The sequence below is a fragment of the Haloprofundus salilacus genome, from assembly GCF_020150815.1.
Classification (GTDB): domain Archaea; phylum Halobacteriota; class Halobacteria; order Halobacteriales; family Haloferacaceae; genus Haloprofundus; species Haloprofundus salilacus.
Window position 1 is genome coordinate 283,175 of the sequence record NZ_CP083724.1, and the last position, 15,908, is coordinate 299,082.

The 15,908-nt window shown below is 60.3% G+C and carries 10 protein-coding genes; 5 read left to right on the forward strand and 5 right to left on the reverse strand.

Going from position 1 to position 15,908, the window contains the following annotated elements; genetic code table 11:
- The first annotated feature begins 265 nt into the window (after positions 1–265).
- The gene (locus LAQ58_RS18015) at positions 266–1,120 is read left to right on the forward strand and encodes a TraB domain-containing protein (RefSeq protein WP_224450252.1); all 855 of its coding nucleotides are present in this window, start codon (positions 266–268) and stop codon (positions 1,118–1,120) included.
- A gap of 321 nt (positions 1,121–1,441) precedes the next feature.
- On the opposite strand, the gene LAQ58_RS18020 is transcribed toward LAQ58_RS18015, so the two are convergent.
- Positions 1,442–2,098 carry a dihydrofolate reductase family protein gene (locus tag LAQ58_RS18020; protein WP_224450253.1) on the reverse strand — a complete coding sequence of 219 codons (657 nt, stop codon included), beginning with the start codon at positions 2,096–2,098 and terminating at the stop codon, positions 1,442–1,444.
- 206 nt (positions 2,099–2,304) lie between these two features.
- The gene (locus LAQ58_RS18965) at positions 2,305–2,436 is read right to left on the reverse strand and encodes a hypothetical protein (protein WP_255595079.1); all 132 of its coding nucleotides are present in this window, start codon (positions 2,434–2,436) and stop codon (positions 2,305–2,307) included.
- Between the two features lie 56 nt (positions 2,437–2,492).
- On the opposite strand from LAQ58_RS18965, the gene LAQ58_RS18025 reads away from it, so the two are divergent.
- Positions 2,493–3,767: an RNA-guided endonuclease InsQ/TnpB family protein gene (locus LAQ58_RS18025; protein ID WP_224450254.1), complete on the forward strand. Its 1,275-nt coding sequence runs from the start codon at positions 2,493–2,495 to the stop codon at positions 3,765–3,767.
- A gap of 48 nt (positions 3,768–3,815) precedes the next feature.
- On the opposite strand, the gene LAQ58_RS18030 is transcribed toward LAQ58_RS18025, so the two are convergent.
- Positions 3,816–4,295, reverse strand: a complete 480-nt coding sequence (locus LAQ58_RS18030) for a TRAM domain-containing protein (RefSeq protein ID WP_425490731.1) — start codon at positions 4,293–4,295, stop codon at positions 3,816–3,818.
- A gap of 225 nt (positions 4,296–4,520) precedes the next feature.
- Between LAQ58_RS18030 and fer the strand changes: the two genes are divergently transcribed.
- On the forward strand, positions 4,521–5,231 hold the full coding sequence (gene fer, locus LAQ58_RS18035) for a ferredoxin Fer (RefSeq protein WP_224450255.1): 711 nt from the start codon (positions 4,521–4,523) through the stop codon (positions 5,229–5,231).
- Between the two features lie 66 nt (positions 5,232–5,297).
- Here fer and LAQ58_RS19205 read toward each other — a convergent pair whose 3' ends face one another.
- On the reverse strand, positions 5,298–8,150 hold the full coding sequence (locus LAQ58_RS19205; protein WP_224450256.1) for a PAS domain-containing sensor histidine kinase: 2,853 nt from the start codon (positions 8,148–8,150) through the stop codon (positions 5,298–5,300).
- Positions 8,151–8,552: 402 nt separating this feature from the next.
- Entirely contained in the window at positions 8,553–10,730 is a 2,178-nt protein-coding gene (katG, locus tag LAQ58_RS18045; protein ID WP_224450257.1) for a catalase/peroxidase HPI, read from the reverse strand.
- A 554-nt stretch (positions 10,731–11,284) separates the two neighbouring features.
- On the opposite strand from katG, the gene LAQ58_RS18050 reads away from it, so the two are divergent.
- Together LAQ58_RS18050 and LAQ58_RS18055 are read left to right on the forward strand one after the other, a co-directional pair.
- Positions 11,285–12,385, forward strand: a complete 1,101-nt coding sequence (locus tag LAQ58_RS18050) for a saccharopine dehydrogenase family protein (RefSeq protein ID WP_224450258.1) — start codon at positions 11,285–11,287, stop codon at positions 12,383–12,385.
- Positions 12,386–12,799: 414 nt separating this feature from the next.
- The gene (locus LAQ58_RS18055; protein WP_224450259.1) at positions 12,800–15,661 is read left to right on the forward strand and encodes a hypothetical protein; all 2,862 of its coding nucleotides are present in this window, start codon (positions 12,800–12,802) and stop codon (positions 15,659–15,661) included.
- Positions 15,662–15,908: the final 247 nt, after the last annotated feature.

Below are 15,908 nucleotides of genomic sequence, written 5' to 3' on the forward strand. Positions count from 1 at the left end.
TCAGTGCCGGGTGTGTCCACGGTCGGTGTGTGAGACCGTGATGGCAGCGGGTTCCCGACAGAACAGTGGAGGGACGGACGCCGGATGAATGTACTCGGCATACAGATACGCCCCCGCTCGACCGGGGGTTGTTCATATTCTACGTCCGCCGGTGCGCCGTCGCTCCGTCGCCCCGTCGCCCCGTCGTCCTGTCACTCGTCGCTCTACCGATGCGAACGCTCTTGAGTCGTTGTCCCGAACTTTTCGAAAAGATGGAGTTGTCCACGTGAGCGACGATGTCGGAACGGTAACGCTCGTAGGCACGGTCCACGTCACCGAGGAGAGTGGCGAGAACGTCCGAGAGGCGATACGGCGACACGATCCGGACGTCGTCACCGTCGAACTCTGCTCGATGCGACTTCGACAGCTATACTCGCCGGATACGACGCTACAGACCCTCCGAAACGCGGTCGAGAGCTATCGGTCGCTCTCGCGAGCCGGATTCGTGCTGAGCCTCCTGTTTAAACTCTCCCAGCGCACGTACTACGACGACACCGAGGTCGACCGGGACGACCGGGACATGTTCGCGGCCATAAACGCGGCAGAAGCGTCGGGACGCCGAACCGCGGCCGTCGACCGGCCCATCGAGGAGACGCTCGACGAACTCGGCGAGGTAATTCTCTCGGGCGCAGACGAGTTCCGAACGTCGACCGAGCGACGACTGCGGCAGGCGTTACGGGGCGAGTGGCGCGAACTCGCCTCTGACCTCCTCGTCGACGCCACGGCCCCGACGACCGGTCTCGTGCGCCTTCTCGGACTCCACTTCTGGTGCGGGACGCTGACCGCCGACAGCCCGGCGGCGAAGGCAGCCGTGATGGAGCAGCTCTCACCCGAGCAGGCGGCGTCGTTCCAGAACGCGCTCGAACACCTCGCTCCCGAGTTCGTCCGCGTGATGATTCGAGAGCGCGACGCCTACATGGCTCGCCGACTCGAATATCTGCGGCAGGAGGGCAACGACGTGGTTGCCGTCGTCGGAAAGGCACACGTCGAGGGAATCCGTCGGCACCTCGAAGACGGAACGTTCGTCGATAGTGCCGAACGGCCGCCGTTCGTCAGCTTGCGGCGGCCGAACGACGGGTAATCGTGTGCTTCGGTTCCGCGCGGACGAAGACAATCATCGAGTGATACGAAGTCCAGCAGTACAGACGACAAGCGTCTCAGTGTGTTCCTGAGTCGAGATTGTGTCGATCCGGCCCGAGGCTGTATTTCGGCTACAGTAGCTCTCGACTACTCCGATTTGGTTTCGTTGGCGTGGGAGTTGAGCCGGTGCACTCCGCTCTCGGAACGGATAGAGTCAGAACGGGCGACTGCGATGATTGTGACTCGATCAGTCGACGAGAGTTAAAGCACGGCATACCGCGAGTGTCTACAACTGTCGGCGGCAAACAGCTGTGTACCGAGGTTACTCAGTTACGTCATCTAACGCAAACGAGCCGTAGTCGATCTCGCCTGCCCGCTCGAACCGGAGCATCTGGACTCCCGTACCCGACGTCTTGACGTCCGTCAGTTCGAGGGCTGCAGGAATCGTCCCGTCTCCGAACAGTCGCTTCCCGTCTCCTAGGACCAAGGGGAAAACCCAGAGCCAGAACTCGTCGACGAGGTCGTGTGCGAGCAGGGTCTGGATCAGATTGTGGCTCCCCTGGACCATGAGTACGTCCCCGCGCTCCTTTTTGAGATCCTCAACGGCCACTGCGACGTCGCCCGACAGGAGCGTCGAGTTGTTCCACTCTACCCCATCGAGAGTCCGTGAAGCGACGTACTTCGGCATGTCGTTGAGTTTTGTCGCCACGGGATCCCCCTCCGAATCGACGTTGGGCCAGTGTGCGGCGAAAATCTCGTACGTCTTGCGACCGAGCAGCAGTGCGTCGGCCTCGGCGAACTGTTCGTCCATCGTCTCGCCCATCTTCTCATCCCAGTAGTTGACCGTCCATCCGCCGTGTTCGAACCCGCCGTCACGGTCCTCGTCAGGACCACCTGGTGCCTGCATCACGCCATCAAGAGTGAGGAACGTCCCCACGACGAGCGTTCCACTCGTGTTGTGTGGTCGGCTTTCGCTCATACAGCGACGAGACGTGAGAACGAGTGATAAATGCGTATTCTGCTGTATCTGACGGTCGAAGTATTCAGACGAAACGGCGAACGAAGTAGGCGAGACGACCGTCAGGAGTTCCTCGGCGCGTTCGGCGACTACCTGAGTCAACGAGAGAGTCCCGCCGTTCACGGCAGGCATGAATCCGACAACTGCGGAACAACCGCCGACGCCGCTCAGTCGGGGGTATCCAAGTCGTCGGCCGCGTGGACAAGCATCCCGCGCCACGTTAGTCCGTACTTGTTCTTCACGTCTTTCAACCGCTTGTACTGCTCCTCGTCCGGCACTTCGATGTGGATGTTCGTCACAACTGAGTCTATGGATAACCATAGACTTATGTTTTACCATCCCGATGGAGTATTCAATGAGGCGAACCAACACGTTTGAGGTGGTTCCCCAGTCCGACGAGGACGAGGAGTTGCTTCGACGCCTGTTGGACGCTTCTGCCGCTCTCTGGAACGAAATCAACTACGAGCGCCGCGAAAACTACGCCGACCCAGACGGAGATGTGTGGGACATTAGCGAGTATCGAGGTCGCTACGGCGGTGTTCTCGGTGCGTCTACGGTTCAGCAAATCGAACGCAAGAACCGTGAAGCGTGGCGGTCGTTCTTCAGCCTCCAAAAGAAGGGTGAAGCCAACGGCAAGCCCGGATACTGGGGCAACACAGAAGATGGCCGAGAACTCCGCACGTACATCCGCAATACGTCGTACTCCGTCGAGTGGGGCGACTACTCCCGCCTCGAAATCCTCGTCGGCAAAGATCTGAAAGACGAGTACGGGTTGGGACACCGCGAACGCCTCCGGCTCGAAATCCGGGGCGAACCCAACTGGAAAGAGTACGACAAGCAGGGCCGGTTAGAGTTGTTCTTGGACGAGCAAGCACAATCGTTCAGGGCCTTTCAGCCAGTTACTATCGACGATTCTCGGCTGGCATCACCACTGGCTTCGGAAGAAGCCGCTCTGGATATTGGTGCTAACAACCTCGTCGCCTGTACGACCACGACCGGCACGCAACTGCTGTACGAAGGGCGCGACCTGTTCGAGCGATTCCGCGAGTCGACGCGGGAAATCGCCCGGTTGCAGTCGCTGTTGGACGATAGACGGTACAGTAGTCACCGAATACGTTCGCTGTACCGACGCCGGACACGCCGCCGCGACCACGCCCAAGACGCGCTTGCCCGCGACCTCATCGAACGGTTGCACGCCGAAGGCGTCTCCACAGTGTATGTTGGGGCGCTCACGGACATACTCGATACGCACTGGTCGGTGCGGGCAAACGAGAAGACGCACAACTTCTGGGCGTTCCGCGCGTTCATCAAGCGACTCGCCTGTACTGCCGAGGAGTACGGCATGACGGTAGAGGTTCGGTCGGAAGCGTGGACTTCCCAAGAGTGTCTGCAGTGCGGTTCGACCGACCGGACGACGCGCCACCGCGACACGCTAACGTGTCCGTGCGGCTTCGAGGCGCACGCGGACCTCACCGCTTCGGAAACGTTCCTGAGACGGCATACCGACGTAGCACGGCCGATGGCACGGCCTGTGCGCCTCAAGTGGGACGACCACGACTGGTCAGAGTCACCACGCTCAGTTCCCAACGAGGAGCGCACGAACCCGCAAGTTGCCTCCGTGGGCCGGTAAGCAATACCCCAGCGCGAGGAAACCCCGGCGTTCACGCCGGGGAGGATGTCATTGGTAGTATTCTTCGCGTTCGACGACGGTGGCGAACCCGACGTTCTCGGTCACTTTCTCGATTTCGACGGTAACCCGCTCGTTCACCTCGGTGTCGGGGACGATGACGACGTATCCGCGTTCGACGCGGGCGATGCCGTCGCCTTGTTCGCCCAACCCCTCGATGTCGACGGTTCGCCGCTCGCCGACTTCGACCGGCGGGGACTGTGAGCCTCGCGTTGACGTCGAATCGGCCGGGCGCACCGAGCGTCCCGACGTCGACGCTCTCGCCCCGTCTGACGCGCTCGACTCGCGGCCCGCCTCAGGAGAGAGAACCGCCAGACTGTACACGTCTCCGGGCTCGATATCGCCGAGTTCGATCTCCCGTTCGGGGAGTTCAACGACGTACGACCCGTCTTGTTCTTCGATCGTTGCAGTGCACAGACACAACAGATTTCCAGATACGTCCATTTTCTGCTCGTTGCTGTACGTACGCATAGCACCATTGTTAAAATACTGATTATACAGTTTGGCACCATTCGTCGCGAATCGTCGCTTGTCGAATCGAGGAACGATACCTCGTCGACGTTCCCGTCGTCGCGCGTGTCGTCGGTCGTCGATCGGAGCGGTCTCCGCTTTCGTCCTTCGTTGTTTTCCGACGCAGGCGCGGCCGCCCCGTCTCCGAGCGAGGGCATTTATACTCGCCATTTCTTAACGGTAGACGTGGTATCCCCGTTCGACGTTTTAGAAGTCGATTCTGACGCGGACGACGCGGAAATCGAGCGCGCGTACCGCCAGCGGGTAAAGGAATCTCACCCCGACCACGGTGGCTCCGCGAGGGAGTTCCAGTTGGTGTACACGGCGTACCGACAGATTATCGCGGGCAACACCGACGCGGAACTCGAAGTCGCCTCGGAGGACGCCGGCGGGCGTCCAGCGGAGGCGTCCCAGCCGCGACCGGAGTCCGAGCGGCCCGACGCGGAGTCCGAAGCGGAGGACCCCGAAGAGACGGGGTCACAGGTTGAGTTTCTCAACTACGAGACGCTCGCCGACCACGGCTGGCAGATAGACGACGAAGACCTCTTCGAGAAAGCCTCTGAGGCCGACCTCGACCCCGCCGACCACGGGCGGTTCCTCGTTAAGCCGCGCGAGAATCTGCTCGAAGCGGCCGAGAGCCGCGGCTTCGCGTGGCCGTACTCCTGTCGAGGCGGTGCGTGCGCTAACTGTGCAATCGCCGTCGTCGACGGAGCAGTGCAGATGCCGTCAAATCACATCCTCCCGTCGTCGATGACCGACAACGGTATCCAACTGTCCTGTATCAGCGCGCCCGTCACCGACGAGATGAAAGTCGTCTACAACGTGAAGAACCTCCCCGGTCTCGACGAACTCCGGTTGCCCTCAGACCCGTTCGACAAGGCGCAATTGAACGACTGACTTACGGCTACATCGGGTTCTGTTCCAGTGTTTTACGTGTTTCTGAAAGCGGATATCCGGCTGATACTACTTCGATGCGCACTCGTCAGAACGCGCTGTCACTGCTGGCAGTGAGAACGAGAACGTGGCTCCCTCGCCAGGTGTCGACTCGACCCAGATATCACCACTGTGACGTTCAACGATTCGTTCACAGAGCGCAAGGCCAATCCCGGTACCAGCGTGCTTCCTCTCCCCGTGTGCCCGCTGAAAGATCTCGAAGATACGCTCTTGGTCACCCGCGGAGATCCCAATCCCTTCGTCAGCAACCGATACGATCCATTTTGATCCGTCCCGCTCGGCAGAGACGTTAACTCTCGGGGGTTCGTCACCGCTGTATTCGATCGCGTTCGAGAGCAAGTTCTGGAATACTTGACGTAACTGACTCTCGTCCCCCTCGACGCAAGGAAGCGATTCGCCGCGGATTTCGGCGTCGTGTTCCTCGAGTTTTACTTGGAGGATCTCGCGAACGTCCTCGAGAACGGCTTCTAATTCGATCGGCTCGAACTCGTTACCTTGGGTCTCGACCCTCGAATAGTGCAGGAGGCCCTCGATCATCGAGCGCATCCGATCAGCACCGTTAATCGCGAACTCGAGGAACTCCTCACCGTCCTCGTCGAGGAGGTCACGATAGCGGTGTTCGATGAGTTGGAGGTAGCTCGACACCATCCGTAACGGTTCCTGGAGGTCGTGGGAGGCAGCGTACGCAAACTGCTCTAAGCGCTCGTTCGACTCCTCCAGTTTGCGTTCGTACTCCCGACGCTCGGTAATATCCTGAGACATTCCTAACGCGGCGAAAACGTCGCCGTTATCGTCTCGTACCGGTACAAACTGGAACTGGTAGGTCTGACCGCCGAGGTCCATCTCTAACGTATCGGACTCACCATCGAGTGCGGCTTCGTAGCGTGGCACGAGTTCGTCGGCGATCTCTGGAGGCAAGATTTCCCTTACGGGGGCTCCGCTCAACTCCTCGATCGAAGCGTTCACCGCCTCGAGTGGTCTGCCACCGAGGGTCCGATACTCGAGGTTCCTGTCGACGAGAGCGACGGCTCCGTTCGGGAAGTGATTGACGAGAGTGCGGTAACGCTGTTCGGACTCCTCGAGTTTTCGTTCGCGCTCGATCCGTTCTGTGATGTCGTGGAAGTATATCGAGAGCCCTGACTCGGATGGATACACAGAGAACTCCAGCCACTCTCCGCGTTTTTCGGCGTACAGCTCGAAGCTGACGGACTCTTGGGTTTCCATTGCCGTGTGCAACTGCTCCCAGTAGATACTATCCTCCGCCTCGGGGAACAGTTCCCAGATGTTGCGATTTAACAGCTCATCCTTGGGTCGACCCATAACCGCAGCGGCTCGCTCGTTGAGGTGCGTAAATCGCCACTCCTCGTCGAGGGCGTAGAACGCATTGGAGATTCGACCGAGAATCTCGCTCAACTCCGTTTCGAGTTCGGCCTTTCGCTTTTTGAGCTGTCGTTCGTGCTCTTTCAGCTCCGTGATGTCTTCACCCGCCATTATCATGCGCTCGATTGTTCCATCGGCCCCGAACAGCGGGGCGGCGTTAACGTTCACGTGTAGCTGTCTGCCGCTCGGCGATTCGATGACGAGTTCTTCGTCGAGCACCGGTTCACCGGTCCGTAACACGCACGCCGACGGCATCTCGGGTGGTTCGAGGGGTTTGCCGCTTGGATCAAAAACGTGCCATTCTTCGATGTCTTCGGGTTCTTCGATGAACTCCTGTTCGGAGAGTCCAAGGAGCTCTTGGGCCCTCTCGTTGGCCATCACTGTATTACCTTCTGCGTCTTGGACGATGATTGCAATCGGTACAATCCGCAACAGTTTCTCGGTGAGGGTACACTCGCGACGAAGCTGACGTTCGTGCATCTTCTGGTCGGTGATATCGTCGATGGAGAACACGATCCGGTCATCGTCGTACTGACTGTGTTCGATCGGAGCGGCGTTGAGAGAAAGCCACCGACGACCGATATTCGGGAGGTGAATCTGACACTGGTAATCGTACACTGGTTCTCCCGTTTCGGTGACCTGCTTCCACGGCCACTCGTCGACCGGTATCGGTTCGTCCTCTTCGTCGAGAAGTATCCACGATTCGGCGCTGTACCCCTCGAGTTCCGACTGGTCCATACCCAACCGGTCGAGCAGTCGCTGGTTGACGCGAACGAACTCGCCGTCGGACGTGCTCACGAAGATACTGACCGGGACAGTCTGGAGAATCTGCTCGGTGAGATCACGCTCCTGATACAGTCGCTGCTCGTACTCTCGCCGTTCGGTCATGTCGCGAGTGACCTTCGTGAATCCCTGTAGCGAGCCGGTGTCGTCACGGATGGCGGTGATGGTGACGTTCGCCCAGAATCGCGAGCCGTCGTTGCGTACCCGCCAACCCTCGTCCTCGACGGCGCCCTCCGTCGCTGCGGTTTCGAGGTTCTGTTCGGGCACCCCTTCATCGACGTCTGTGTCGGTGTAGAACCGGGAGAAGTGTTCGCCGACGATTTCGCCTTCTTCGTAACCCTTGATCCGTTCGGCCCCCCTGTTCCAGTTGAGCACGACACCGTCGGCGTCGAGCATGAAGATGGCGTAGTCTTCGACCGCTTCGACGAAGGCGGTGAACTCCTCTCGAGTGGGCTGCTGGTCGACTGACGGGCTTTTCTCTGAGCGCCACCAAACTCGCGTTGATTCGTCTATTTGCTTGGTTTCCAGGTCGCCGTGTTCGGCCAGTTCTGTGAGGTTCTCCTGTATGAGTTCCCGAGGGTACTGTAGGTCCTCAGCAACCTCTGTGGCAGTTATTGGCGTATACAGGTGCTCTTGCCGCGTGAAAACTCCCCAGATGTCTTCCGAAGTAACAGTCGGGGGAGACCCAGGTGAGTCCATGGCTGATAGGGTAGGGACGAGTCGATAAACGTATGGCGTTCAGAAGAAGACAAATATCTGATATCAAGTGATCTGTTTACTCATGCCAAGGGGACGGATTTCTCGCTGATGTGCGGTGTCGCTCGCGCAGTGCGACTGCCTCCGCAGTCACCTCAACAGCTTTGGACGGACTAGTTTTAAAACAGGAGTTCACACCGAGTGTCGCTCGACGATTCGCCGACGCCGAGCGCATCCGAATTCGCATTTTCGACCGCGAGCAGGTCGTCGTCGATGATTTCGTCGGCGTCGAAACCGAGTCCGTCACCGATGTGGCGACCGACCGTCGGGTCGGTCTTGTAGAGGTGCCAAATCTGGTGCTTCTTGATCTCGTACGGCCACCGATCCGGCGGCTCTCGACTCAGATCACTCGAGGTCGAAACGGTCGAGGCTCATCACTTTGTCCCACGCGTCCACGAAGTCACGCACGAATTTCTCCTCCGCATCGTCGGAGGCGTAGACATCCGCGACGGCTCGAAGCCGGGCGTTCGACCCGAAGACGAGATCCACGCGGGTACCCGTCCACTCGACATCGCCTGTTTCACGGTCGCGCAACTCGTAAACGTCGTAGGCCTCCGAGGACGCTTCCTGCTCCATGATGTCTTTCGATTCCGAGGGCGCGTCCCACTCGTAGTCCATGTCGAGCAGGTTCACGAAGAAATCGTTGGTCAGCGTCTCGGGTCGGTCGGTGAAGACACCGAGGTCGGACTGCTTGTAGTTCGCGTTCAGCGCGCGCATGCCGCCGACTAGAACCGTCATCTCGGGAGGCGTTAGCGTCAGGAGGTCCGCTTTGTCGACCAGCAACTCCTCCGCCGAGCGGTCGTGCTCGCCACCGAGGTAGTTACGGAACCCGTCGGCTTCCGGTTCGAGCGCTTCGAAGGACTCGACGTCGGTCTGTTCCTGCGAGGCGTCTGTGCGTCCCGGTTCGAACGGAACCTCTACGTCGTATCCGGCGTCCGCCGCCGCCTGCTCGACTGCGGCGCAGCCGCCCAGAACGATCAGGTCAGCCAGCGAGACTCTCGTACCGTCGGACCGCGAGCTGTTGAACTCCTCCTGAATCTCTTCGAGGGTCCCCAGCACCGTCTCCAGCTGCTCTGGCTCGTTCACGTCCCAGCTCTTCTGTGGTTCGAGGCGAATGCGGGCCCCGTTCGCGCCGCCGCGCTTGTCGCTGTCGCGGTACGTCGACGCCGACGCCCAGGCGGTCTTGACCAGCTGGGAGACGGACAGGTCCGAAGCGAGAATCTCCTCTTTGAGTTCGGCGATCTCTTCGTCCCCGATCAGTTCGTAGTCGGCTTCGGGGATGGGATCCTGCCACAGCATCTCCTCGTCCGGAACCTCCGGGCCGAGGAACCGGATCGGCGGGCCCATGTCACGGTGGATCAGCTTGTACCACGCTTTCGCGAAGGCCTCCTGGAACTCGCGCGGGTTCTCCTGGAAGCGCTCGATGATCTCCCGGTAGTTCGGATCCCGCTTCAGGGCGACGTCCGTCGTCAACATCATTACGTCTTCCTTCTCTGACGGGTCCTCGGTGCCCGGTGCGACGCCGTCGAGCGCGTTGTCCTTCGTGGTCCACTGCCACGCACCGCCGGGACCCTGATCGGGCTCCCACTCGTGGTCGAGCAGGTTGTCGATGTAGCCCATATCCCACTGAGTCGGCGTGGCATTCCACGGACCCTCTATCCCGCTGGTGATCGTGTCGGCCCCTTTGCCGGAGCCGTGGCTGCTCTCCCAGCCGAGGCCCTGCTGATCGATGGGGGCCGCCTCGGGCTCGGGACCGACGTGCTCGTCGGGGTCGTCGGCGCCGTGGACTTTCCCGAACGAGTGTCCGCCGGCGATGAGCGCGGCCGTCTCCTCATCGTTCATCGCCATGCGGCCGAACGACTCTCGGATGTTCTCCGCCGACGCGAGCGGATCCGGCTGACCGTCCGGTCCCTCCGGATTCACGTAGATGAGCCCCATCACGGTGGCGGCGAGCGGCTCCTCAAGTTCGCCGTCGTCGTCGAAGCGCTCTGACGCTTCCCACTCGGTTTCGGGCCCCCAGTCGACGGCTTCGTCGGGCTCGAAAGCGTCCTCGCGCCCGCCGGCGAAGCCGAACGTCTCGAATCCCATCGACTCCAGAGCGACGTTCCCGGCCAGGACTATCAGGTCCGCCCACGAGAGTCTGCGGCCGTACTTCTGTTTGACCGGCCAGAGCAGCCGGCGCGCCTTGTCGAGGTTCGCGTTGTCGGGCCAGCTGTTGAGGGGCGCAAAGCGTTGTGTGCCGCCGGACGCGCCGCCGCGGCCGTCGCTGGTTCGGTACGTACCGGCGCTGTGCCACGCCATCCGGATGAAGAGCGGCCCGTAGTGGCCGTAGTCAGCCGGCCACCACTCCTGCGACGTCGTCATCACCGCTTCGATGTCCGCTTTCACGGCGTCGAGATCGAGCTTCTCGAACTCCTCGGCGTAGTCGAACTCCTCGCCCATCGGATCGGCCTGGCGAGCGTTCTGGTCGAGGATCTTCAAGTTTAACTGATTCGGCCACCAGTCCCGGTTGGACCTACTCATAGTCTGACACCTCCTCGTCAAAGTTAGTCGTTAGAGCGTCTCGGTCGGAGTCGTCGCCGAAGTCGGCGTGGTCGAGACCGTGTTTGGAGTTGTCTTCAGACATTGATTACCTTCTCGCAGTGGGAATAATGTTGAGGCTGTAAAAAATCTATTTATTGATACCGGAGCTGTGGTTCATCTTCCGGCAATTTCCGTCGCGGACACGCGGTCAGAAACGTCCGTAACCGTCGCACGTTTCGGGGCCCGTTTTCGCTATCAGTCGGCGTATCTCCACCCCGAACCGAGTTGCGGATCGACCGCTGTGCCGTCACTGGAACGTCGCGTTTCGGGAATTGAGGGACTCCCACGGGCGTTCGAATCGCCTCGAAGGACGGATCGGGGGACCGGGCTGAAGGTAAGGAACACAACTATTGAACACATCTACTGAACACAAACGGTGAACATCTACGCGGCGCAGCTGTTGGCTCTGCGCTCCAATCGTCGTTCACGACAGCACAAAGCCACCGCACGTACGCGACCGCGGTATTTTCTCACTCCGCGTGGTATCCGAACGTATGTCAGGAGAGCTTCTCGTGTACGGTTCGTACGGTTACATCGGCGCGTTAGTCGCTCGAACCGCCGTCGACGAGGGACTGTCGCCGGTGATAGCTGGACGCCGCGCCGATCGAGTCGAGGAACAGGCGCTGGAACTCGGCGTCGACCACCGCGTCTTCACGCTCGACCACCCGGACGTCGTCCGTCAACACGTCGCCGACTTCGACGCGGTGTTGAACTGTGCAGGACCGTTCTCGCGGACCGCAGCGCAGTTGCGAACGGCGTGCCTTCGCGAGGGGACTGATTATCTGGACCTCGCCGGCGAAATCGACGTGCTCGAAGCCGCCGCCGAGTTGGACCGGGAGGCCGAACAGGCCGACGTCGTTATCCTTCCAGGCGTCGGGTTCGACGTCGTTCCGACCGACTGTCTGGCTGCACACCTCGAATCGCGGCTTCCGTCGGCGACGTCGCTGACGCTGGCGATGGACGGTCTCGGTACGTTCTCGCCGGGGACGCTGAAGTCGATACTCGAGGAATTGCCGCAGTCGGGCGTCGTCCGCGAGAACGGCGAACTGCGGACGGTACCCGCGGCGTGGCGAACGCGGCGGTTCGACTTCGGGCGCGGCGAAAAGACGGGCGTGACGGTTCCGTGGGGGGACGTGTCGGCGGCGTACTACACGACCGGTATCAAGAACATCGAAGTGTACGCGACTGTCCCGGAGTTCGCAGTCAACGTGATGCGTCGCACGCGGCCGCTCGTCCCCGTACTAGCGACGAGACCAGGACAGCGACTGCTGACAGGAGCGGTCGACGCTCTCGTCTCCGGACCGACCGCACAGGAGCGCGCACAGAGCGCGAACCACATTTTGGGCGAGGTCGAAGACGACGAGGGCAATCGGGTCGCGACGCGACTCAAGACGCCCGATACGTACGACTTCGCAGCGCAGGCCTCCGTCGAGTCGACGCGACGGGTGCTCGACGGCGAGGTCTCCGCGGGGTTCCAGACGCCCGCGTCGGCGTTCGGCTCCGAGTTCGTCACGGAGTTCGACGGCATCGAGCGCGAAGACCTCGACACTGCATTACCCCTCGGGTCCAGTGTCGGCGCGACCGAAAGGGAGTGAGGAATCGACCGACCCGAGCGTACGGCGAGAAATTCCGGGTTTGAGAGAGGTGCTGACACTCTCTCGTCTTGGTGCTGGTCGGAGCGCCGAATTCGTCTGTCGTCGGTTCTCTCTTCGGACAGAGATAGTCAATGTCGGGGACAATATCCGGGTGTTTAGAAGGCTAAAACGACGTTCTAACACTGTTCTCGAATACCGTAGTAATAAAGGGATCCACCGGAGAGTGCCTCTCTGTAGTTTGGTTCGGAATAGGGCAAGATGGGACATTGCATCGTCGATATTCCAGCGCTACTAGACCGTATTCTGACACTATCTACAGATGATCCTCCCTAAAGAACATGATTGTAATCCATAACAATACACCCACTGTTCATTCGATGGCTCGTGGTGAACGGTTCCACCAACCAGAAATCGATGAAATCCGCCCTACTCGTGGTCGGTCTTGCAGTGGTGGTCGTCCTCTCGACGGCCGTCGCGTTCGTAGGACTACCGCTTGGCCAAGCGGCAACCGACGACGCGGCGTCGTCGGCGAATAACGACACGGTCGACGAGACCGGAACCACCTCGGACGCCGAGACCGACAGCAGCGAGACGAATACGGAATCGTCGAGCGATACGTCCGCAGACGACGCGGACGATACAGACGATAGAGAAGACGATTCGGACGACTCCGACGACTCGGACAGCGACGAATCGTCGAACACGAACAAGCAGTCGAACTCCAACGACGACGAGTCGTCGAACACGGGAGACACGCCCGCGGGCGACTCCGACGACTCGGACGACGGAGAACACTCTGACTCCGAGGACACCGACGAGCGCGAGTCCATCGAGTCCGTCACGCTCACCTCCGAGAACCCCCAGGAAGTCACGGTGACGAACCCCAACTCGTTCGCCGTGCGCCTGACTCTCGAGTTGGACGGTGAAGAGCGCGTCTACGTGCCCGCCGGGGAAACACACACCGTTCTCATCGCCGACGAGCACTTCGACGGTGAGTCGCTCGACCTCTACGCGAAGACACGACTCGCGGACGGCGACCGGACGGCCATCCCGCTGAACAACGTCACCGGTGAGGAACCGCGAGACGTCGACGTGCCTGTCGAGCGGAAAGGTACGAGCGTCGAATCTGTCGAACTCAGCTCCGACCGCCCGAACCAGTTCAGTGTCACCAACCCGAACGAGTTCGACGTCACGTTCAAATACGTCGTCAACGGCGACACCAGAGACGTCAACGTCTCCGCCGACGACACGACCGTCGTAGAGTTGTCTGAGAGAGATTACGAAGAGAATGCATCGGCCACGTCCATCGCCGCCGAGACGCGACGCACGGACGATATGGCCGTCGTCCCGCTGAACGACTACCTCGCGTCGACGCCGGAGGCGACCGACATGCTGGTGTACCGCGACGAGATGCCGACTGAGTCGTATGACGCAGTCGAGTTCTGGTCGGACGCGCCCGAGCAGGTCACCATCTACAACCCGAACGACGCGACGGTCAACGTCACGTACTTCGAGACCGCCAGAACAGTCGAAGTCGGTCCGAACGAGACGAAGACGATTGATATCGAACACCGTCACTTCGACGACGGGAATGCCGAAGAGCGGGGTCTCTACGAAGCCTCCGCAGCCGACGTATACACCGGCGTCGAGGTGCCGGCCGACGCGAACGACGTGACCATCTACCGCGACCACGTGACGGTCGACACGGACACACCCGGTCAGTTCACGGTCAACAACCCGACTGACAGTGCTGTCGACTTCAGCGCGTACTACATCCTCGACGGCGAGGGACGTGATCACGGGGATGTGCACGGTGGAAACTTCACGCTCGCACCGGGCGAGTCGCACACTGTCGACTTCACCGAACAACTCGGCAACGAGTCCCAGAGCTTCAAGGCGTACGCCTACCGCGACGGACACTCAGACGAAGACAACCAAATCGCCGTGAACGGTGATCTCCACGGCTACGACTCGTTCTACGTCGAAGGCGATAACTCGAACGACTCGGACAACTCCGAGGAGACGCCCGAGAACACGCTCATCGCGGAGTCGAACGAGTGTGGCCAGATCACGGTGACGAACTACTATGGCGAGAACGTGATGGTAGAGATTCAGTGGGCCGACACCCACGAGTTCTCGCTCGCCCCCGGCGAGACCAAGACGTACACGGTGCCAAACCCCGACGGCAGAGAGAACATGTCGTTGGCGGTCGCTGGTGTATATCCGGCCGACTCAGAGGACATGTACCGGTACACCAACAACCAGCACGGACCAGCAGACATCACGGTTGGGTTCTGTACTGACGACAACAACGACTCGCGCGAGTCTATCTACGCCTCTTCCGAGGAAGCAGGCAACGTCACGCTCAAAAACCCGACTGCCAAAGTCATCGAAGTCGAATTCGATTCGCTCGACGAATCCGTTGGAGAAGTCGGTACTGTTGAATTGGAGCCGTTCGAGCGGAAAACCGTCGCTGTCCCGGAGACGGACCACGAGGAAGACATCTTCCTCGGAGCGACCGCAGTTGAGACGGGGATGGTTCTCGACGTGAACGGAGAGCCCGGAGACACGCACGTTCCAGTCGTCACTGACGAGTACGAAACCGTCGAGTTCGAGTCGAACGCACCCGAACAGTTCACCGTCTACAATCCGAACAACGAGACGGTCGAGGTCTCGTACTTCGGCGAACTCGGTCTGACCGGCGTCGGTCCGGTCAAAGTCGGCCCCGACGAGACGAAGACGGTCGATATCGAACACCATCACTTCGACGACGGGAACGCAAACGAACGAGTGCTCTGGAAGACGGCCGCATACTCCACCGATACCGGTGCAAAGGTACCGACCAATGGAGACGATGTGACCGTCTACCGTGACCACGTGACTGTCGACACAGACACGCCTGGACAGTTCACGGTCGACAACCCAACCGATGGTGAGATCGACTTCAGCGCGTATTACGTCCGCGACGGCGTGGGTAACGGTTACGGCTCCGTAGATGGAGGAGAGTTCACGCTCGCACCGGGCGAGTCGCGTACCGTCGACTTCTCCGAACAGCTCGGAACCGGTCCGCAGAGTTTCAAGGCGTACGCCTACCGAACTGGCGACACTGACCAACTCAACCCGCTCGAAGTGAACAACGACCTCGACGGCTACAGTTCGTTCTACGTCGACGGAGCTGACGACTCTGACTCCGACGAGACAACCACGACGACAACGCCAACCAACGAAACAACCACGACGACCACTGACTCGAACAGTTTCTCCATCGTCGCGTAAAAAGAGACGCGAACCGGAATCGCCCGGTCCGGCCCCACCGCCGGACCGAACCGACTGACAGCGACAGTCGTCGCTCGACCGTTTTCTTGATCGAAACGGATGACCTGAGCACAAACACTGTCACTCACCGAGAGTCCTTTCCGCTGACCCCACACGAGAGACCGCGCCGATAACCAACTCAGTGTACTGTCGGAGACAGTACAATTATTGTCAATAGTTATACTTTATGGACGATGTCAGGTGCTCC

What these genes read in the sequence shown, in the direction of transcription:
- LAQ58_RS18020 (WP_224450253.1), bottom strand. Translation starts at nt 2,098, where the DNA reads ATGAGCGAAAGCCGACCACACAACACGAGTGGAACGCTCGTCGTGGGG.
- LAQ58_RS18025 (WP_224450254.1), top strand. Translation starts at nt 2,493, where the DNA reads ATGAGGCGAACCAACACGTTTGAGGTGGTTCCCCAGTCCGACGAGGAC.
- LAQ58_RS18030 (WP_425490731.1), bottom strand. Translation starts at nt 4,295, where the DNA reads ATGCGTACGTACAGCAACGAGCAGAAAATGGACGTATCTGGAAATCTG.
- LAQ58_RS19205 (WP_224450256.1), bottom strand. Translation starts at nt 8,150, where the DNA reads ATGGACTCACCTGGGTCTCCCCCGACTGTTACTTCGGAAGACATCTGG.
- katG (WP_224450257.1), bottom strand. Translation starts at nt 10,730, where the DNA reads ATGAGTAGGTCCAACCGGGACTGGTGGCCGAATCAGTTAAACTTGAAG.
- LAQ58_RS18050 (WP_224450258.1), top strand. Translation starts at nt 11,285, where the DNA reads ATGTCAGGAGAGCTTCTCGTGTACGGTTCGTACGGTTACATCGGCGCG.
- LAQ58_RS18055 (WP_224450259.1), top strand. Translation starts at nt 12,800, where the DNA reads ATGAAATCCGCCCTACTCGTGGTCGGTCTTGCAGTGGTGGTCGTCCTC.